Annotated in this window: 16 protein-coding genes and 1 pseudogene; 11 read left to right on the forward strand and 6 right to left on the reverse strand. The window is 70.0% G+C overall.

Going from position 1 to position 19,007, the window contains the following annotated elements; all coding sequences use genetic code 11:
• Window positions 1-20 precede the first annotated feature (20 nt).
• A complete protein-coding gene (locus tag ACGF5U_RS15110) occupies window positions 21-1,175 on the reverse strand; it encodes an FAD-dependent oxidoreductase (protein WP_392714705.1) in 1,155 nt (384 codons plus the stop codon).
• Window positions 1,176-1,296: 121 nt separating this feature from the next.
• Here ACGF5U_RS15110 and ACGF5U_RS15115 point away from each other — a divergent pair, with 121 nt between their 5' ends.
• Window positions 1,297-1,719 carry a YjbQ family protein gene (locus ACGF5U_RS15115; protein ID WP_392714442.1) on the forward strand — a complete coding sequence of 141 codons (423 nt, stop codon included), beginning with the start codon at window positions 1,297-1,299 and terminating at the stop codon, window positions 1,717-1,719.
• 228 nt (window positions 1,720-1,947) lie between these two features.
• Here ACGF5U_RS15115 and ACGF5U_RS15120 read toward each other — a convergent pair whose 3' ends face one another.
• From ACGF5U_RS15120 to ACGF5U_RS15140, 5 genes are all read right to left on the reverse strand, one after another.
• A complete protein-coding gene (locus ACGF5U_RS15120) occupies window positions 1,948-2,913 on the reverse strand; it encodes a glycoside hydrolase family 6 protein (protein WP_392714444.1) in 966 nt (321 codons plus the stop codon).
• 526 nt (window positions 2,914-3,439) lie between these two features.
• Window positions 3,440-4,882 (reverse strand): endo-1,4-beta-xylanase, encoded by a 1,443-nt coding sequence (locus ACGF5U_RS15125; RefSeq protein ID WP_392714446.1) that lies wholly within the window; start codon window positions 4,880-4,882, stop codon window positions 3,440-3,442.
• Window positions 4,883-5,280: 398 nt separating this feature from the next.
• Window positions 5,281-6,069: a family 43 glycosylhydrolase gene (locus ACGF5U_RS15130; protein ID WP_392714448.1), complete on the reverse strand. Its 789-nt coding sequence runs from the start codon at window positions 6,067-6,069 to the stop codon at window positions 5,281-5,283.
• Window positions 6,066-8,285: a glycoside hydrolase family 3 N-terminal domain-containing protein gene (locus ACGF5U_RS15135; protein ID WP_392714450.1), complete on the reverse strand. Its 2,220-nt coding sequence runs from the start codon at window positions 8,283-8,285 to the stop codon at window positions 6,066-6,068. Before ACGF5U_RS15135 ends, ACGF5U_RS15130 begins: the two co-directional genes overlap by 4 nt.
• 9 nt (window positions 8,286-8,294) lie before the next feature.
• Window positions 8,295-9,308, reverse strand: a complete 1,014-nt coding sequence (locus ACGF5U_RS15140) for a LacI family DNA-binding transcriptional regulator (RefSeq protein WP_392714452.1) — start codon at window positions 9,306-9,308, stop codon at window positions 8,295-8,297.
• A gap of 233 nt (window positions 9,309-9,541) precedes the next feature.
• Between ACGF5U_RS15140 and ACGF5U_RS15145 the strand changes: the two genes are divergently transcribed.
• The 10 genes and pseudogenes from ACGF5U_RS15145 to ACGF5U_RS15190 all read left to right on the forward strand — a co-directional run bounded on the left by ACGF5U_RS15145 (window position 9,542) and on the right by ACGF5U_RS15190 (window position 18,883).
• Window positions 9,542-10,831 (forward strand): extracellular solute-binding protein, encoded by a 1,290-nt coding sequence (locus ACGF5U_RS15145; protein WP_392714454.1) that lies wholly within the window; start codon window positions 9,542-9,544, stop codon window positions 10,829-10,831.
• Complete coding sequence (locus ACGF5U_RS15150) at window positions 10,824-11,813, forward strand: carbohydrate ABC transporter permease (protein ID WP_392714456.1); 990 nt, start codon at window positions 10,824-10,826, stop codon at window positions 11,811-11,813. The genes ACGF5U_RS15145 and ACGF5U_RS15150 overlap by 8 nt, the downstream gene beginning before the upstream one ends.
• Window positions 11,810-12,640 (forward strand): carbohydrate ABC transporter permease, encoded by an 831-nt coding sequence (locus ACGF5U_RS15155; RefSeq protein WP_392714458.1) that lies wholly within the window; start codon window positions 11,810-11,812, stop codon window positions 12,638-12,640. Before ACGF5U_RS15150 ends, ACGF5U_RS15155 begins: the two co-directional genes overlap by 4 nt.
• Before the next feature lie 34 nt (window positions 12,641-12,674).
• Complete coding sequence (locus ACGF5U_RS15160; protein ID WP_392714460.1) at window positions 12,675-13,379, forward strand: glycoside hydrolase; 705 nt, start codon at window positions 12,675-12,677, stop codon at window positions 13,377-13,379.
• A complete protein-coding gene (locus ACGF5U_RS15165) occupies window positions 13,361-14,071 on the forward strand; it encodes a glycoside hydrolase family 30 beta sandwich domain-containing protein (protein WP_392714462.1) in 711 nt (236 codons plus the stop codon). The genes ACGF5U_RS15160 and ACGF5U_RS15165 overlap by 19 nt, the downstream gene beginning before the upstream one ends.
• Before the next feature lie 26 nt (window positions 14,072-14,097).
• Window positions 14,098-15,138, forward strand: coding sequence for an endo-1,4-beta-xylanase (locus tag ACGF5U_RS15170; protein ID WP_392714463.1), 1,041 nt, complete (start codon window positions 14,098-14,100; stop codon window positions 15,136-15,138).
• On the forward strand, window positions 15,135-16,181 hold the full coding sequence (locus ACGF5U_RS15175; protein WP_392714464.1) for a Gfo/Idh/MocA family protein: 1,047 nt from the start codon (window positions 15,135-15,137) through the stop codon (window positions 16,179-16,181). Before ACGF5U_RS15170 ends, ACGF5U_RS15175 begins: the two co-directional genes overlap by 4 nt.
• On the forward strand, window positions 16,178-17,038 hold the full coding sequence (locus ACGF5U_RS15180; protein WP_392714466.1) for a PmoA family protein: 861 nt from the start codon (window positions 16,178-16,180) through the stop codon (window positions 17,036-17,038). The genes ACGF5U_RS15175 and ACGF5U_RS15180 overlap by 4 nt, the downstream gene beginning before the upstream one ends.
• A pseudogene (locus tag ACGF5U_RS15185) lies at window positions 17,032-17,190 on the forward strand (cupin); the annotation flags it as partial. The gene ACGF5U_RS15180 and the pseudogene ACGF5U_RS15185, both read left to right, overlap by 7 nt.
• A 220-nt stretch (window positions 17,191-17,410) precedes the next feature.
• The gene (locus ACGF5U_RS15190) at window positions 17,411-18,883 is read left to right on the forward strand and encodes a non-reducing end alpha-L-arabinofuranosidase family hydrolase (protein ID WP_392714468.1); all 1,473 of its coding nucleotides are present in this window, start codon (window positions 17,411-17,413) and stop codon (window positions 18,881-18,883) included.
• The last annotated feature ends 124 nt before the right edge of the window (window positions 18,884-19,007 follow it).

Genomic DNA, 19,007 nt, shown 5'->3' on the forward strand with positions numbered 1-19,007 from the left:
GCACCCCGGCCGCCCCCGTCTCACGCGACCACCGGCCGGCGGGCTGTCTCGTCGGGGTGCCGCGCGGCCGCCGTGGGGGCCGGGGCACGGTCGAGGAGACGCCTGATGTCCCGGACGGCGGCCCGGCCCGCGCGGTTCGCGCCGATCGTGGACGCCGAAGGCCCGTACCCGACGAGATGGACGCGCTCGTCCCGTACCGCGCGCGTACCGTCCAGCCGGATGCCGCCGCCCGGCTCACGCAGCCTCAGCGGCGCCAGATGGTCGACGGCGGCCCGGAACCCCGTCGCCCAGAGGATCACATCCGCCTCCACGGTCAGCCCCCGCCCCGGGCGCTCCTCCAGCGTCGACCCCGCGTCCCAGGCCACTCCGGTCGGGGTGATCCGGTCGAACATCGGCAGTCGGTCCAGGACGCCCCGCTCCCTGGCCCGCCGGACCGCGTCGGTCATGGGGAGCCCGGTGACGCTGACCACGCTGCGCGGCGGCAGCCCGCGCCGTACCCGGTCCTCCACCAGCGCCACCGCCGCCCGCCCCTCCGCCTCGCCGAACGGGCCTTCGCGGTACACCGGCTCACGGCGGGTCACCCAGGTCGTCGCGGCGGCCACGTCGGCGATCTCCATCAGGTGCTGGGTGCCCGACGCGCCGCCGCCCACGACGACGACCCGCTGCCCGGCGAACGCCTCCGGACCCGGATAGCCGGCCGTGTGCAGCTGGCGCCCCCGGAAGGTCTCCTGCCCCGGGTACCGGGGCCAGAACGGCCGGTCCCAGGTGCCGGTGGCGTTGACCAGGGCCCGCGTCGCATACGTGCCCTCCGAGGTCTCCACCCGCAGCCGGCCGTCCTCGCCCTCCCGTACGGACGTGACGTCGACCGGCCGGTGCACCCGCAGCCCGAACCGTTCCTCGTAACGGGTGAAGTACGCGCCGATCACCTCCGACGACGGGCGGCTCTCGTCCGCGCCGGTCAGCTCCATGCCGGGCAGCGCGTGCATCCCGTGCACCTTGCCGTACGTCAGCGAGGGCCAGCGGAACTGCCAGGCCCCGCCAGGTCGCGGCGCGCGGTCCAGGACGACGACGTCGCGGTCCGGCTCCAGCCCGGCCCGGCGCAGATGGTACGCCGCGGACAGCCCGGCCTGCCCGGCGCCGATCACGACCACGTCCACAGCCGTGGCCACGTCCACGTCGGTCACGTCCACGTCGGTCACGTCCCACGTCACGTCCCCGAGGAAATCGTTCACAGTTCTACTAACTCGTGGGGTGCCGTGGATCTTCCCGGGGCCCGCCGTACGCCACCATGGGGGGATGAGCGACGCATTCACCACACGCACGCTGCGCATCGTCACCGGGACGACCGAGGTCGTCCGGGACCTCACCCACGACTGCGCCTCCTTCCTCCGCGAAGCGGCCGAGGGACGCGACGGACTGCTCAATGTCTTCACCCCGCACGCGACGACCGGAGTGGCCGTCCTGGAGACCGGCTCCGGCAGCGACGACGACCTCCTGGCCGCCCTGCACAGCCTGCTCCCCGCCGACGACCGCTGGCAGCACCGCCACGGCAGCCCGGGTCACGGCCGTGACCATGTCGTCCCGGCCCTCATCCCCCCGCACGCCACGATCCCCGTCGTGAACGGGGAGATGGCGCTCGGCACCTGGCAGTCGGTCTGTCTCGTCGACACCAACAAGGACAACCCGGAACGCCAGGTGCGGCTGAGCTTCCTGGGCTGACCGAGTCGATCGAGACCGTCGTGGTGAGGCAACGGCCGCGACGACTTCGCGATCTGCGTCGACGGCCGGGCGCACAGGCCGCGAGCGCTGCGAAAGCGGCGGTCGCACGGCGCCGCAGGCTGCGTGGATTCATGAGGGCCCCTGGTCGCGGGGATGGGGGTGGAGAGGGCCGGTGGTAGCTGTGGCCCGGTCGCGGGGCGGCGGACACCGGGCCACAGGAGTCGGATGTCAGTAGCCGTAGATCATCTTGTAGGCGGCCTCCGGGAGGAACTGTCCGGCCGAGGATCCGGTTCCGACGCCGCAGTTGCCGTCGGACTCGCCGGGGGCCTTGATCCACAGCAGCATCTCGGCGCCGCCACCCAACTGGGTGGGAGTGCCGATGCGGCGGCCCGCGGCGTTGCACCACTCGCCGTTGGAGCCGTTGCCGTTGCGGCTGGTGTCGACGACGAACGGCTTGGTGTAGCCGTAGCGGGCGGCGAGTTCGCTGTTGACGGCGTTGCCGTAGGCGGTGTTCTGGGCGGTGGTGTAGTAGTTCGAGACGTTGAGGGAGAAACCGCGGGCCTGGCGGAGGCCGGCCTCGTGGAGGCGCTGGGCCATCGTCGCCGCGCTCACCCAGCCGGGGTTGCCCGCGTCGAGGTAGACCCAGGTGTTGGGCGCCTGGCGGTTGAACTCGGCGAGGGCGCCCCTGATCATGCCCTGACGTTCGCGGATCTGGTTCTGGTTCAGGCAGCCGTAGTCCGCGAGGGAGTCGGGTTCGAGGACGACGACGGCCGGGCGGTTGGCGATCCCGCCGGCGAACTGCGCGATCCAGGTCGCGTAGGCGGAGGGCGACGTGGCTCCGCCTCCGGAGTGCCCGCCGCACGAGTCTCGGAGGTGGATGTTGTAGGCGACCAGGACGGGCAGTTTGTCCGCGTGGTCCGCCGCCCCGACGTACGCGCCCGTAGCGGTGCCGATGGTGCCGCTCCAGGCGCCGAACCAGCGGGCCGTGGGCGTGTTGGCCAGGGACGTGCTGATGGCGGGCGCCCGGCCGTCACCGGGGTTGGCGGCGACCCACTGCTTCGCACTGGAGTTCGGGTCCACGTAGAAGCCGCTGGTCATGGTGGTGGGGTCCGCCGCGTGGGCGGGCGGCGAGACGGCGAGCACCAGTGGCAGCGCGGCAAGGGCGGCGACGAGGGCGCGGATTGTGTGGCGCATGGCTGTACCTCGGTTTCCTGACGGCGGATGCGTCGCGCGGTCTCGTGCCGAGCGGGCGACGCAGTGGGGAAGTGCGGTGGTACGGGATTCCCGTGCGGCGACGCATCACCAGGCCACCCGGCTGCGCACCCCGCAGCGCAGCGCCCGCTGGTAGGCCGGGGTCAATGCCGCGAACGCGATCCCGGGTCGTCAGCCTGAAGGACGGAGCAGAACTCTCCCGGCGCGGGTATCGCCGCTGCCCGTGAGTGCCATGGCCCGCTCGAACCCGTCGATGCGCAGCTGGTGCGTGCGGAGTTCGAGCGGCGTCAGCCGTTCCGCGGAGAAGGCGCGTACGGCGTAGAACCAGGCGCCGCAGGAGGCTCCGGAGGCGGTTCGATCGACAGCTGCGTGCGACGACGTCCGCGAGACCGCTTCACACGCAAGCACGGCCCGGATGCCTGCTACGGCGACTCGCCCTCCGTCCGACCGTACCGAGGGAGCCAGGATCCTCTGGCCCCCTCCATGGTGCGGGTGTCACTGCACGAGGTCAGGTGCGGGTCCAGCGCTGGTTGGTGCCGTTCCAGCAGGAGTAGAGCTGGATCAGGGTGCCGTTGGCGGTGCCGTTGGCAGCGGCGTCGAGGCAGAGGCCGGACTGGACGCCGACGATGGAACCGTCGGAGTTGAGGCGCCACTTCTGGTTGTCACCGCCCCAGCAGCTGTAGATCTGCACCTTGGCGCCGTTGCCGGTGCCGGCGGCGTCCAGGCACTTGTCACCGTAGACCCTGAGCTCGCCCGTGGCTGTGTGGGTCCACTGCTGGTTGGTGCGGTTGCCGCAGTCCCACAGCTGGAGCTGGGTGCCGTCGGTCGTACTGGCTCCGGGCACGTCCAGGCACCGGCCCGAGGCGACTCCCCTGATCTGTCCGGAGCCGGGGGAGGGCGTCGGAGTGGGGGTGGGGGAGACGGAGTTGAGCGCGTTGAGGACGGAGTTGTAAGCGGGCTTCTTGCTGCCGTCGCCGTTGAACAGCAGTGGCGTCTGCTCGGCTCGCCAGGAGTCGGTGTCCCGCACACCCCAGACGGTGATGCCGACGCACCGGGGAACGGCCAGGCAGTCGTTGGTCACGTTGGCGTAGGTCGTGGCGGGGGCACCCTGGATGTCGAGTTCCGTGATGGCCACGTCGACGCCGAGGGCGGCGAAGTTCTGCAGGGTGGTGCGGAAGTTGCTGTTGTACGGGCTGCCGTTGTTGAAGTGCGCCTGGAAGCCGACGCAGTCGATGGGCACGCCGCGCTGTTTGAAGTCCCGGACCATGGCGTACATGGCCTGCGTCTTGGCCCAGGTCCAGTTCTCGACGTTGTAGTCGTTGTAGCAGAGCTTGGCGGCCGGGTCCGCGGCGCGCGCGGTGCGGAAGGCGACCTCGATCCAGTCGTTGCCGGTGCGCTGCAGGTTGGAGTCGCGCCGGGCCCCCGAGGTGCCGTCGACGAACGCCTCGTTCACGACGTCCCACTGGACGATCTTGCCCTTGTAGTGGGCCATCACGCCGTTGATGTGGTTGATCATCGCCTGACGCAGTGCGCTGCCGCTGAGGCTCTGCATCCAGGCGGGCTGCTGGGAGTGCCAGGCCAGGGTGTGGCCGCGTACCTGCTTGCCGTTCTGCACCGCCCAGTTGTAGACGCGGTCCCCGGCGGTGAAGTTGAACCGGCCCTGCTGGGGTTGGGTGGCGTCGATCTTCATCTCGTTCTCGGCCGTCACCGAGTTGAACTCGCGCGCCGCGATCGTCGTGTACGTCGAGTCGTTGAGCCTGCCCGAGGCGATGGCTGTGCCGAAGTAGCGGCCGCTCTGGGCCGCCGCGCGGCCGAGCGTGCTCTCGGCGGCCTCAGAGGTCGGCGGCGCCACCAGGACGGCGGCCGAACCGAGGACGCCGACGATCAGCGCCGCGCACAGGCCGCCGATCTTTCTGCGGATAGTGGATGGCCGAACGACGTGTAAGTGCATGACTGAGCCTCCAGGACGGAAATCACGGAAGGATTCGAGCGCGGCAGAAGGAATTTTCGTCTGCGATGTCCGCGCCCACTGGAAAGCGGTGCGTGCCGCCAGGACGTGACGATGTGACGATGTGAGACCGGCACGGTGGTGCGGAGGCAGAGAGTGACGCCGCCTCGGAAATCAGTGTGGAAAAATGGCGGGGACATGTCAATGGTTTCGAAAGGGTTTCGAAGTCCTGCCCCTTCGAAATGATCCGGGAGATGTTTTTGCGGGCGCCTTCCACATCGAAATATATTCGATATGGAAGGCGCCCGGTCTGCTCCTGACGTTGAGGTGTCCGCATCTTTTCGATCGGGCAGACGCGGAAGAATCGAGGGTCGGGCCGGAAGCTCCCGCGAAGGTGATCCTCATGAATGAGCACCCCTCAAAGCGCATCTCGGGGGCGTGGGGTGCGCAGTGTGCTCCAGTCGGCGAAGAGGGCGGCGAAGTCGTCGTGGCGACGGCGCCGAGGGCCTGTGCGGCCGGCAGGGGGAGAAGACCGGCCAGCCGTCGCTCCAGGTGACCCTGCTGAGGAAGGTCTCGCGACCGACGGCGGAGCCCGGGCGTACGCCCAGGAGGACGGCCCGCCAGTCGCCGTCCGGGGTCTGGACGAGGTCGGCGTGCCCGGTGCGGGTGACCGGGCCCGTGGCGGGAGGCAGCACCGGGTTGCCGGGGGCGCCCTCGTACGGGCCGGTCACGTGGTCGGCGCGGGCAGCCACCACACTGTGGTCCACATCGGGGCCGCCCTCCGCGGTGAGCAGGAGACAGGTACCGTCGATCCTGTAGAGGTGCGGGGCCTCCGGCCAGCGGGCACCCGGCCGGCTTCCCGACCACAGGACGTACTCGGGTCCCGTGAGCCGCCGTTCGCGGGGTAGGTACTCACGCCTCCAGATCTCGGTGCGGCCGGCGGCCTCGTGCCGGATCGTCGGTGCGAACAGGCCGCGTGAGGGCTCGCACCCGTCGAGGTCGAGCTGGGACGGCCGGTCGAGCGCGGAGCCGCGACGCCGCCGGTTCACGAGATCGCGGCTGTGGAACACGGGAAGACCCGGGAACCATGCGAAGCTGGACGTCGCCAGGTAGTAGTCCGCTCCCACCCGGCACACGGACGGATCGGGCCGGAACCCGGGCAGCACGGGATCACCGAAGGGCGTGCTCACGAGACGGGGACGATCTCGACCGGCACGGACAGCACGCGGTCGGCCGCCGGGTGACGTACAGGGCCGTACAGAGTGAAGGAACCTCGCAGCGGGAGATCGCCGCTCGACCGGCCGACGGCCACGCCGATCTCTCCGGGCTCCACTCTTCTGCGCAGGTCGAGCCCGGTGAAAGAGGTCCGGTCGGCGTGGACGGAGAAGGTGACCCGGGCGGCCGCGCCGGGCTGCAGCTCGACCCTGCCGAATCCGGCGAGCCACCTCTCCGGCCGGACGACGGACGCCTCGGGGTCCGAGAGGTAGAGCTGGACCACCTCGGTCCCGGCCACCTCTCCGACGTTGCGGACGGTGACCGAGACGGCGACGACCCCGTCCGTCGCGGCGACGGGATCCACCGAGAGATCCGAACAGGTGAAGCTGGTCCAGCTCAGCCCGTGTCCGAAAGGGAACAGGGGGGTCGGGTCCACCGAGCTCCACTGGGTGTGTCCGGCGAGCCTGGAGTGCAGGTAAGTGCCGGGCTGGCCGCCGACGTGGCGGGGGATGGAGACGGGCAGCCGCCCGGAGGGTTCCGCGGCCCCGCTGATGATCCGGGCCAGTGCGGTCCCGCCCTCTTCGCCGGGAAAGAACGCCTGGATCACGGCCGACGCGCGTTCGGCCAGTGAGCCGAGCGCGTAAGGCCGTCCGGAGACGATGACCAGGACGGTCGGTACTCCGGAGTCGAGGACGGCGGAGGCGAGGGCGGCCTGGTCGCCGGGCAAGTCGAGGGTCTCGGCGTCGCAGCCCTCTCCCGAGGTGCCCCGGCCGAACATGCCGGCCCGGTCCCCGAGTACCAGTATGTTCACCTCCGGATCGTCCGCGGTGACCGTGAATCCGGCAGCGGTGAGCGCCTCGCCGAGCGTCGGAATCTCCAGCCCGAGGGCGCCGGGCAGGGCGACGTGGTTGGGGAAGGAGTAGCAACCGAGGAAGGACTGGGGGTCGTCGGCGTACGGTCCACTGATCGCGACGCGGCACGGCCGCAGCGGCAGGGCGCCGTCGTTGGCGAGCAGCACGGTGGACCGTTCGGCCAGGAGCCTGGCCAGTGCCCGGTTTTCCGGCGGGTCGAGGTCGACCGGCTCCGGTTTGACAGGTTCCCAGTCGGGGTCGAGCAGGCCGAGTCCGGCCTTCTGCAGCAGGACCCGTTCGGCGGCCCGGTCGATGAGCGCTTCGGGAACGCTTCCTGATCGCACGAGTTCGACCAGCGGCTCGCCGTAGCAGCGGGCCGTGGGCAACTCGACGTCGATACCCGCGGTCAACGCCAGCGCGCCGGCCGCGCCGCGCGATCCGGTGACGCCGTGCCGGGTCTCCAGGAAGGAGACGGCGTAGTAGTCGGCGACGACGACACCGCCGAAACCGAGCTCGCCCCTGAGCAGGTCGGTCAGCAGGCGTTCGTCGGCGGCCGCCGGGACGCCGTCCACGTCGGTGTAGCTGTTCATCACCGACCGGGCGCCCCCCTCGCGAATCGCCCGTACGAAGGGCTCGATCAGCACGTCGGCGAACTCGCGGGGCCCCGAGGCGACGGGGGCCATGTTCCGGCCGCCGCGCGAGGCCGAGTAGCCGGCGAAGTGCTTGAGCGTCGCCACGATGCCGGCGCCTTCCAGGCCCTGTACGTAGGCCGTGCCGATCGCTCCGACGAGGTAGGGGTCCTCGCCGATGCACTCCTCGGTCCTGCCCCACCGGTAGTCGCGGACCACGTCGAGTACCGGAGCCAGCCCTTGGTGGACGCCGACCCGCCGCATCCCGGCGCCGATGGCGGCGGCCATCCGGCGCACCAGCCCGGGATCGAAGGAGGCGCCCCAGGCCAGCGGCCCGGGGAAGACCGTGGCGCCGAACGTCATGAATCCGGTCAGGCACTCCTCGTGAGCGACCGCCGGGATCCCGAACCGACCGGATCCGATCACCTGCCGCTGGAGCGTGGAGAGCCGCTCCATCCCGGCTTCCGCGGTGACCGGGGCCGTGCCGTACACCCGGGTGAGCTGGCCGAGTCCGTGGGCGACGATGTCGTCGAGACCGGGCGCGGGTTCACCGGAGTCGTCCTCCATCGGCGCGACAGGTGCTCCCGGATCCGAGGGCAGGGCCCAGAAGCCGGCGAGTTGCCCCGCCTTCTCCTCCAGCGTCATCCTTCCCAGCAGATCGGCGACGCGCACGGACGCGGGGAGGCGGGGGTCACGCCAGGGCTCGTTCAAGGACTTCTCCTAGGGGCGAGGCGGGGCGGTGGAGAGCCGGACCTTGAGTTCGGTCGAGAGCTCCATCCGGGGGCTGACCAGGGGCTGGCCGTCCAGAAGCTGGAACAGTGTGCGGGCTGCGACCCGGCCCATCTCCTCCAGCGGCTGGCGCACCGTCGTCAGCGGCGGTGACAGCCAGTCGCACATCGGCAGGTCGTCGAAGCCGACCACGCTGAGGTCCTGCGGGATGCTCAGTCCGCCCTGCCGGGCGGCTTCGTAGACGCCCATTGCCTGCTGGTCGCTACCGGCGAAGACGGCGGTCGGCGGTTCGGGGAGGACGAGCAGCTCCTGGGCGCACCGGAACCCGCCCTCGTGCTGGAAGTCGCCGAACCGGATCAGGTCGCGGTCGACCTCGATCCCGGCCCGCTCCAGGGCGGCCCGGTACCCGTCGATGCGGGCCTGGCTGCAGAGCATCTCCTTGCGTCCGCCGATCGCGGCGATCCGGCGGTGCCCCAGCTCCAGCAGGTGCTCTGTGGCGGCGAGGCCGCCCGCCCAGTTGGTCGCTCCGACACTCGGCACGCCGCTGCCCGGCAGGTCGATCGGGTCGATGACGACCAGCGCCGCCCCGGCCCGCTCGACCTGGGCACGCTGGTCGTCGGTGACCGAGGCGGTGACGAGAATGACGCCGTCGCTGTGGTGCAGGGCCGGGAGCGCGGTCCAACTGGACGGCGTGGCCTCGCCCGGCGGGACGAGCGACACGACGGTGCCTACGCTCCGCTGGGCGCACTCGGCCTCGACGCCGCGCAGTATCTCCACCGCCCACGCGCTGTCCAGACCGCCGATGATCAGGTCGACGAGACCCGATCTGCGGGCTCTGCCCTGCCGGCCGGGCGGGAGGTAGTGGTGAGCCTGCAGCAGACCCTCGATCCGTTCGCGCGTCGAGGGTGCGACATCGGAGCGGCCGTTGACCACCTTGGACACGGTGGCCTGGGAAACCCCTGCTTCCGCGGCGATGACGGCCAGGGTCGGACGCTGCTCGCTCAACTTCTCTCCTCGGGACGGACGTCTTCGGTCAACGATAGGTATCGCAAACTTTCGACGAGTTTCCGGGCGGCCCGACCTGCTTGTCAACCCCACAACAGCCGTAGTTCGCAGAGAAATCGACGCGAGGTCTTGACCGATTAGCCGCACGTTCCTAGTTTGTGGCAGCGCAGAATTCGGAGAGATCTTCGAAACATTTTCGGGCACGAATCGGCACTCCCCACCCCGGAGGTCCCATGGCCAGCACCCTCCCGAGCCGTCGAAGCTTCTTGGCGCTCTCGGGCCTGACCGCCCTGTCCGTATCCCTGACCGCGGCCTGTGGAGCCGACGAATCCGGTGGCACGACGGCCGACGGCAAGGTGTCCTTCGCGTGGTGGAACATCGCCACGACCGAACCCGGCAAGTCCCTCTTCCCGCAGATCTCCGCGGCGTTCACGGCCGCTCACCCGAACATCGTGATCGACACGACCTCGTTGGAGAACGAGGCGTTCAAGTCCAAGCTCACCGCCACCACCTCTTCGGGCAAGCTCCCCGACGTCTTCCAGACCTGGGGCGGCGGCGTGCTGCAGCAGCAGGTCGACGCGGGTCTTGTCGAGGACCTCACCGACATCTTGGACTGGTCGTCCCAGCTCACCCCGGTCTCGCTGCAGGCGTATCAGTTCGAGGGCCGGACCTACGCGGTGCCGTACGACATCGGCATGGTCGGCTTCTGGTACAACAAGAAGCTCTTCGCCAAGGCCGGGATCACCGCCCCGCCGGCCACCTGGGCCGAACTCCTGGAAGACGTCGGGAAGCTCAAGGCGGCGGGTATCACCCCGATCGCCCTCGCGGGCAAGGAGAAGTGGCCGGGCCACTACTACTGGGCCTACCTCGCGATGCGCGTCGCCGGTCTTCCCGCGCTGCAACAGGCCGCGACCACCAAGGACTTCACAGGCCCCGGCTTCGTCCGGGCAGGCGTCCATCTCAAGGAGCTGGTCGACCTCCAGCCGTTCCAGCCGGCCTTCCTGGGCGCCGGCTACGCCACCCCCGGAGGGCAGGCCGCGACCATGGGCAACGGCAAGGCCGCCATGGAGCTGATGGGGCAGTGGGGACCGTCGGTGCAGAAGGACGCGGGCGCCGATCTCGGAGCGGACCTGGGCTTCTTCCCCTTCCCGACGGTCGACGGCGGAGTCGGCCGGGCCACCGAGGTGTTCGGCGGCGGCGGCGGCTTCGCGCTGCGCAAGGGCGCCCCGAAGGAGGCACTGGACTTCCTGAAGTTCTTCGTCCTGGAGAACCAGTCCAAGCTGCTGGCCTCCAACGGCTACCTCCCGGTGGTCAAGGGCGCGGAGAGCCAGCTCACCGACGCCAACAAGAAGGTGGTGGCCGACAGCCTGGTCAAGGCGACGGGCTTCCAGCTCTTCCTCGACCAGGCATACCCGCCGGCGGTCGGCCAGGAGGTCAACGACAGCGTCGCCGACCTCATAGCCGGCAAGAAGACGCCCGAGCAGGTCACCACGTCGATCACCGAGGCTGCGAAGAGTGCCTAGCTCCCTGTCCACCCTGACAAAGGAGCGGACGGAGGAGGACGTGCCGGCGAACCCGCCACTCCAGGCACGGTCACGCCCGCGCCGGTTAGGAGACTGGGCGTCGGTCGCCTGGTTCCTCGTCCCGGCCCTGGTCCTCTTCCTCGTCTTCGTCCTCGCCCCGATCGTCGTCGCCGTCTACACCGGCTTCTTCACATGGGGCGGCATCGGCCCCATGGACGACTTCGTCGGCTTCGCGAACTACACCAGGCTCTTCGACGACCAGGTCTTCCTCGGCGATCTGGGGCGCGGGCTGTACCTGATCGTCCTGTCGATCACGGTCCAGTTGCCGTTCGCCCTGTTCACCGCGGTCCTGCTCAACCAGAGGCTCCGCGGCCGTGCCGTCTACCGCATGCTGTTCTTCGCGCCGTACATCCTGTCCGAGGTGGTCACGGCGGTCCTCTTCACGATGATCTTCCTGCCCGGAGACGGCATGGCCGACCACCTCGCCGGCCTCCTGGGCCTGGAGGGGTTGCAGGGCAAGTGGCTCGCCGACCCCTCGACGGTCATGCCGACCCTCTTCGTGGTCATGATCTGGAAGTACTTCGGCTTCCACATGATGCTCTTCCTCGCCGGGCTGCAGAGCATCCCGGCCGAGATCCTCGAGGCCGCCTCCATCGACGGCGCCGGCGCCTGGCAGCGCTTCCGGCACGTGACGCTGCCGCTGCTCGGCCCGACGATCCGGATCAGCGTCTTCCTCTCGATCATCGGGTGCATCCAGCTCTTCGACCTCGTCTGGGTCATGACCGCGGGAGGGCCCAACCACTCCTCCGAGACGATGGCGATCGCGATGTTCCAGTTCGGGTTCAAGCGGTACCAGGTCGGCTACGCCAGTGCGATCAGCGTGGTCCTGTTCATGATCTGTCTGGTCTTCTCGCTCTTCTACCAGCGTTACGTGCTCCGTCGTGACCTGAGCGGGGCCGTCACCACAGGAGGCGGCCGATGAACGCCCGCGGGACGGCACGAGGGCTTTCGCTGCACGCCGCGGTCTGGCTGATCGCCGGGTTCGTCGTCGTGCCGCTGATCTACGCGGTGATCTCCGGGTTCAAGAGCACCGGCGAACTCACGACGAACCCGTTCGGCCTGCCGGAGCAGTGGAAGACCGCCAACTACACCGGCATTCTCGGCGACGGGACCTTCTGGCGGCAGATCGCCAACAGCGCGGGCATCGCGATCGGCACGACGTTCTGCACGGTGGCGGCCGCCGCGATGGCCGCGTTCGTGCTGGCCCGCTACGCCTTCCGGGGCAAGGAGCTGTTCTACACGCTGTTCACGATCGGGTTGATGTTCCCGTTCGCGGTGGCCGTCCTGCCGCTCTTCCTCATGCTGCGCACCTTCGGCCTGCTCGACAACCCGCTCGGGGTGATCCTCCCGCAGGCGGCCTTCGGGCTCCCCATGACGATCGTCATCCTGCGCGGCTTCTTCCGGACCATCCCGGCGGAGATCGAAGAGGCCGCCGTCATGGACGGCTGCGGCAAGTTCCGCTTCTTCTGGAAGATCCTGCTGCCGATGGCGCGTCCGGCGCTCGGCACGGTCTCGGTCCTTTCGGTCGTCGCGAGCTGGAACAACTTCTTCCTGCCGCTGCTGGTGTTCAACGACCCGAAATGGCAGACGATCCCGGTCGGCGTCCAGCAGTTCCAGGGCCAGTACTCGACCGACTACGCGCTCGTCCTCGCCTACATCGTGCTCGCCATGGTCCCCGCCCTCGCCTTCTACGCCGTCGCCGAACGGCAGCTGATCGGCGGCCTCACCGCGGGCGCCACCAAGGGCTGACCCGTCCACGCGACCTCCACCCCCGAGGAGACCCGTGAAACGCCTGACCGCTCTGGCAGCCGCCACCATGCTGGCGCTGACCTCTCTCGCCGCGTCCGACCCGGCGCGATCCCCGGCCGATCCCGCGCGGGTCGGCATCGACTTCCGGGGCGAGCTCCAGCCCATCGACGGATTCGGCTTCTCCATGGCCTTCCAACGGGCCGACCTGCTGCACGGCGCGCGCGGCCTCGGCCCCGCCAAGCGGCGCGAGGTACTCGACCTGCTGCTCAGCAAGGAGAAGGGCGCCGGCCTGTCGATCCTGCGCCTGGGCATCGGGTCGTCGACCGACCGGGTCTACGACCACATGCCGACGATCCTGCCGGTCGACCCCGGCGGGCCGGGCGCCACGCCGAAGTACGTCTGGGACGGCTGGGACGGCGGCCAGGTCTGGCTCGCCAAGGAGGCCAAGACCTACGGCGTCGAACGGTTCTTCGCCGACGCCTGGAGCGCGCCGGCCTTCATGAAGACCAACGGCAGCGAGAACGACGGCGGCGAGCTCCTGCCCGCATGGCGTCAGGCCTACGCGAACTACCTCGTGCAGTACGCCAGGTTCTACCAGCGGGAAGGCATCAGGATCACCGACCTGGGGTTCACCAACGAACCCGACTGGACGGCGACCTACGCCTCGATGCGCTTCACCCGCAGCAGGCCGTCGACTTCCTCAAGGTGCTCGGGCCGACCGTGCGCGCCTCCGGTCTGAAGACCTCAGTCGTCTGCTGCGACGCCGCGGGCTGGGACCGCCAGGTCGCCTACACCGAGGCCATCGAGGCGGACCCCGCGGCCGACAGAGCCGTGCGCACCATCACCGGCCACCGCTACAGCGGCCCGACATCGGTCCCGCAGCCCACCGACAAGCGCGTGTGGATGTCGGAGTGGTCACCGGACGGCTCCACCTGGAACGAGAACTGGGACGACGGCAGCGGCTACGACGGCCTCACCGTCGCGGCGGACATCCACAACACCCTGACCACCGGCAACGCCAACGCCTACGTCTACTGGACCGGGGCCTCCCTCGGTGCCACCCGAGGTCTGATCCAGCTCGCCGACCCCGGTGACGACTACCGGGTGTCCAAGCGGTACTGGGCGCTCGCCGCCTTCAGCCGCTTCATCCGCCCCGGCGCCGTCCGCGTTCCGATCACGAACGCCGACCCGGCCCTCCGGGTCACGGCCTTCCGCAACGCCGACGGCAGCCGCGTCATCGAGATCCTCAACACCGCGACCACCGAGACCTCCGCCGCCCTCACCCTCCGCGGCGGGCGCGACCGGCACCCCGACGCCTACGTCACCGACGAGACCCGCTCGATCACCCCGGCCGACGTCGTCTCCACGCACGGCACGACCCTCACGGCCACCCTGGCCCCGCGCGCCCTGACCACGATCGTCCTCGACTGAACCGCCCGGCACCCGAGGAGTCATCCATGTCCCCGTCCCGGCACCTCATCGCCCTGTCCGCCGCCGTCTGGCTCGCGGCCGGCCTCGCCGCCGCCCCCGCCACCGCCGAGCCCCGTCCGCGGACACTGGGCGAACTGGCCAAGAAGCACCACAAGTACTTCGGCTCGGCCACCGACAACCCCGAGTTCGCCGACGCCGCCTACCTGAAGCTCCTCGGCAGCGAATTCGGACAGACTACCCCCGGCAACGCCATGAAGTGGTACGCCACCGAACCCGAGCGCGGCGTCTTCGACTTCACCGCCGGCGACGAGGTCGTGGCCTTCGCCAAAGCCCACCACCAGAAGGTCCGCGGCCACACCCTCGTCTGGCACAGCCAGCTCCCCACCTGGCTCACCGAACGCAGCTGGACCGCCGACGAACTGCGCGCCGTCCTCAAGAACCACATCCAGACGGTGGTCCGGCACTACAAGGGCCAGGTGATGCACTGGGACGTCGTCAACGAGGCGTTCAACGAGGACGGCACCTACCGCGAGTCGCTCTTCTACAAGACGCTCGGCCCCGGTTACATCGCCGACGCCCTGCGCTGGGCCCACGAGGCCGACCGGCACGTCAAGCTGTACCTCAACGACTACAACGTCGACGGGATCGGCCCCAAGAGCAACGCCTACCACACCCTGATCAAGCAGCTGAAGGCCGACGGCGTCCCGGTGGACGGCTTCGGTATCCAGGGCCATCTGGCGCTCCAGTACGGCTTCCCCGCCGACGTCCGGGAGAACATGCGGCGCTTCGCCGACCTCGGTGTCGAGGTCGCGGTCACCGAGCTCGACATCCGGATGAACCTCCCGGCGACCCCGGAAAAGCTCGCCACCCAGGCCACCTGGTACGCCGACTACGTCAAGGCATGCCTGGCGGTCAGGAAATGCGTCGGCGTGACCATCTGGGACTACACGGACAAGTACTCGTGGATCCCCTCCGTGTTCCCCGGCGAGGGCGCCGCGCTGCCCTACGACGAGAACCTGATGCCCAAGCCCGCCTACCACGCGATCAGGGAGGTGCTGGGCGGATGATCAGAACGGCGATCGTCGGAACGGGCGGGATCGCCGGCGTCTGCCACATCCCCGCCCTCCGGGCACAGGCGCACCGGGCCGAGATCGTGGCGGCCGTCGACGTGGACGCCACGCGCGCCGAGGCGTTCGCGGCCGAGCACGGCATCCCCGCGCTCTACACCGACCTGCACACGATGCTCAGGGAGCAGCGCCCGGACCTCGTGCACCTGTGCACGCCGCCGTTCCTGCACGCCGAACAGGCGGTGGCCTGCCTGGAGGCGGGAGCGTGGGTGTGGTGCGAGAAGCCGGTGGCCCTGTCGCTTGCCGAGCTCGACCGGATCGAAGCCGCCGAGGGCCCTGCCGTCGCGGGCGCGGTGTTCCAGCACAGGCACGGCTCCGGGGCCCGGTACCTGCGCGACCGGATCGCGGCCGGGGCCCTGGGCCGTCCCCTGGTCGCGCAGTGCGTCACGGCGTGGTACCGCGACGACGCCTACTACGACGTGCCCTGGCGCGGAACCTGGCGGAGCGAGGGCGGCGGCCCGACCCTGGGCCACGGCATCCACCAGATGGACCTGATGCTGGACGTGCTCGGCGAATGGGCCGAGGTACGTGCGATGGCCGGCCGCCTGGAGCGCGACATCCAGACCGAGGACGTGTCCGCAGCCCTGGTCCGCTTCGAGAACGGAGCCATCGCGACGGTCGTCAACAGCGTCCTCTCCCCCCGCGAGGAGAGCTACCTGCGGTTCGACCTCGCCGACGCCACGGTCGAACTGCGGCACCTGTACGGCTACTCCAACACGGACTGGACGTTCACCGCCAGGACGCCCCACGCGACGTGGGAGGCGCCGGACGACCTGCCCAGCTCGCACACCGCCCAGCTCGCGGACTTCCTGGACGGCTACGAGGCCGGGATCCGGCCCGACCTCGGCAGACCCACCATGGAGCTGGTCACCGCCCTGTACAAGGCCGCGATCACCGGCCGGCCGGTCCGGCGCGGCGAGATCGACGCGACCGACCCCTTCTACGGATCACTCCACGGGGGACGCCCGGAGGTGTTCCGATGACCTTCGAACTCCTGGAGAACGAGGACTCGCTGACCGTCCGGGCTCGCGGGATCGACCTCTTCCGCTATGTGCACCGGCCGGTCATGGACCCCTTCGAGGCGCCGAAGCCCTACCTGCATCCGGTGCGCACACTCGCCGGCGACGTGGTCACCGGATACCGGCCACACGACCACCGCTGGCACAAGGGCATCCAGTTCACGGCGTCATGGGTGTCGGGGCAGAACTTCTGGGGCGGCGGCACCTACCTGCGCGGCCGGGGCTACGTCGACCTGCCGAACCTCGGCACGATGCGCAGCCTCGTCCTCTCCGCCGAAACGGACCACGGCCGCGCCCTGATCACCGAGGACCTGGCCTGGCACACCATGGTGGGGGAGCACTGGATCGCCGAGCACCGCACGCTGACCGCACGCGACGTCGAGGCCGACTACTGGACCCTGGAGGTCACCACCGCGCTGACCAACGTCCACGACGCCACGCTGATGTTCGGCAGCCCGGGCACACAGGGCAGAGAGCTCGCTGGATACTCCGGCCTGTTCTGGCGCGGCCCGCGTGACTTCGCCGGCGGCGAGGTGATCGGCCCCGCGATGGGCGGGAAGGGCGACTGGCTGGCCTTCGTCGGCAGGCACGACGAGGTCGACCGCTCCTCCACGCTCCTGTTCCTGGACGATCCGGACGCCCCCGGCCGCTGGTTCGTCCGCAGCGAGCCCATCCCCGCCGTCAACCCGTCACTGGCGTTCGACGAGGAAGTGCCGCTGGCCCCGGGCGACACCCTGACGCGCCGCTACCGGATCGTCGTCGCCGACGGCGCGTGGACCCCCGCACACCTGTCACGCCACGTCACGGAGAACCCATGGTGACCCCGCTCCCCGGAGGCGTGGGGATCTCCGGATTGACCGTGTACGACTGGGAGGCCGCCGACGGGCTGTGCGGCGTCCCCCCCACATGCACCTCGTCCGCTCCGAAGCGTACGTCGTGATCGGCGGTCAGGGCAGCGTCCAGACCCTCGCGACCGGCAGCCAACTGGAAGCGCTGAAGACCGGAGACCTCTCCCACCTCGATCACGGTGAAGTGTCGCGGCTGGAACGCCCGCAGGACCCGCTCTTCGGCATGTGCGGCCTTCTCCATCCCTATCCCGTCCCCGTCCCCGTCCCCGTCCCCGTCCTCCCGACGCGGCCGCCGCGCGGTTCGTCCGAGCCACCTCACCCTCATCCCCCGAAGGAGCTCTCCTGATGAGATTTCGCCATCCACCCCTGGTCCTGAGTCTCGTCCTCGCGGTCCTGTCGTCCTTGCTGCTCGGGGCCACTCTCCTCAGCGCCCCGCCCGCCGCCGCGGCGACCGTCGACACCAACGCCTGGTACGTGCTGGTGAACCGCAACAGCGGCAAGGTCCTGGACGTCTACAACCTGGCGACCGGCGACGGCGCCCGCATCACCCAGTGGACCAGGAACGACCAGAGCCAGCAGCAGTGGCAGTTCGTCGCCTCCGGCGACGGCTACTACCGCGTCAAGTCCCGCCACTCCGGCAAGGTCCTGGACGTCCACAACTTCTCCACCGCCAACGGCGGCCCGGTCGTCCAGTGGACCGACCTGAACGGCACCAACCAGCAGTGGCGGCTCGCCGACAGCGCGGACGGCCACGTGCGGCTCATCGCCCGCCACAGCGGCAAGGCCCTCGAAATACAGGGCGCCTCCACCGCCGACGGCGCGAACGTCGTCCAGTACGACGACTGGGGCGGCGCCAACCAGCAGTGGCAGCTCGTCAAGGCCGCCGGCAGTACCCCCGGCGCCTGTCCCCTTCCCTCGACGTACCGCTGGTCGTCGACGGGCGCGCTGGCCCAGCCCAAGCCAGGGTGGGCCTCGCTCAAGGACTTCACCGTCGCCCCCTACAACGGCAAGCACCTCGTCTACGCGACGACGCACGGCGCCGCGGGAACGGGGGCGGGCTGGGGCTCGATGAACTTCACCCCCTTCACCAACTGGTCGGAGATGGCCTCGGCCGGCCAGAACACGATGTCGAGTTCCGTCGTCGCGCCCACGCTCTTCTACTTCGCGCCGAAGAACATCTGGGTGCTCGCCTATCAGTGGGGCAGGACCGCCTTCTCCTACCGGACGTCGACCGACCCCACCAACCCGAACGGCTGGTCGGCGGAGCGAGAGCTCTTCTCCGGAACCATCGCCAACTCGGGAACGGGCCCCATCGACCAGACGCTCATCGGTGACGGCACCAACATGTACCTGTTCTTCGCCGGCGACAACGGCAGGATCTACCGCGCCAGCATGCCGATCGGGAACTTCCCCGGCAGTTTCGGCACGACCTCGACGGTGGTCATGAGCGACACGACGAACAACCTGTTCGAGGCCCCGCAGGTCTACAGACTTCAGGGCCAGGACCGCTACCTCATGATCGTCGAGGCGATCGGTTCGCAGGGCCGGTACTTCCGCTCGTTCACGGCCACCAGCCTGAACGGTTCCTGGACACCCCAGGCCGCGACCGAGAGCAACCCCTTCGCCGGCAAGGCCAACAGCGGCGCCACCTGGACCAACGACATCAGCCACGGCGAACTGATCCGCACCGGCGCCGACCAGACCTTCACGGTCGATCCCTGCAACCTGCGGTTCCTCTACCAGGGGCGCGATCCCAACTCCGGCGGCGACTACGGCCAGTGGCCCTACCGGCCAGGCATGCTGACGCTGCAGCGCTGACGACGCGACACCGCCCCGGCTCGGGTGCGGAGCCGGGGGGGGGGGGGGGGGGGGGGGGGGGGGGGCCGCCCCCCCCCCCCCCCCCCCCCCCCCCCCCCCCCCCCCCCCCCCCCCCCCCCCACGT

It is taken from the genome of Streptomyces sp. NPDC047886 (genome assembly GCF_043204435.1).
Lineage (GTDB): Bacteria > Actinomycetota > Actinomycetes > Streptomycetales > Streptomycetaceae > Streptomyces.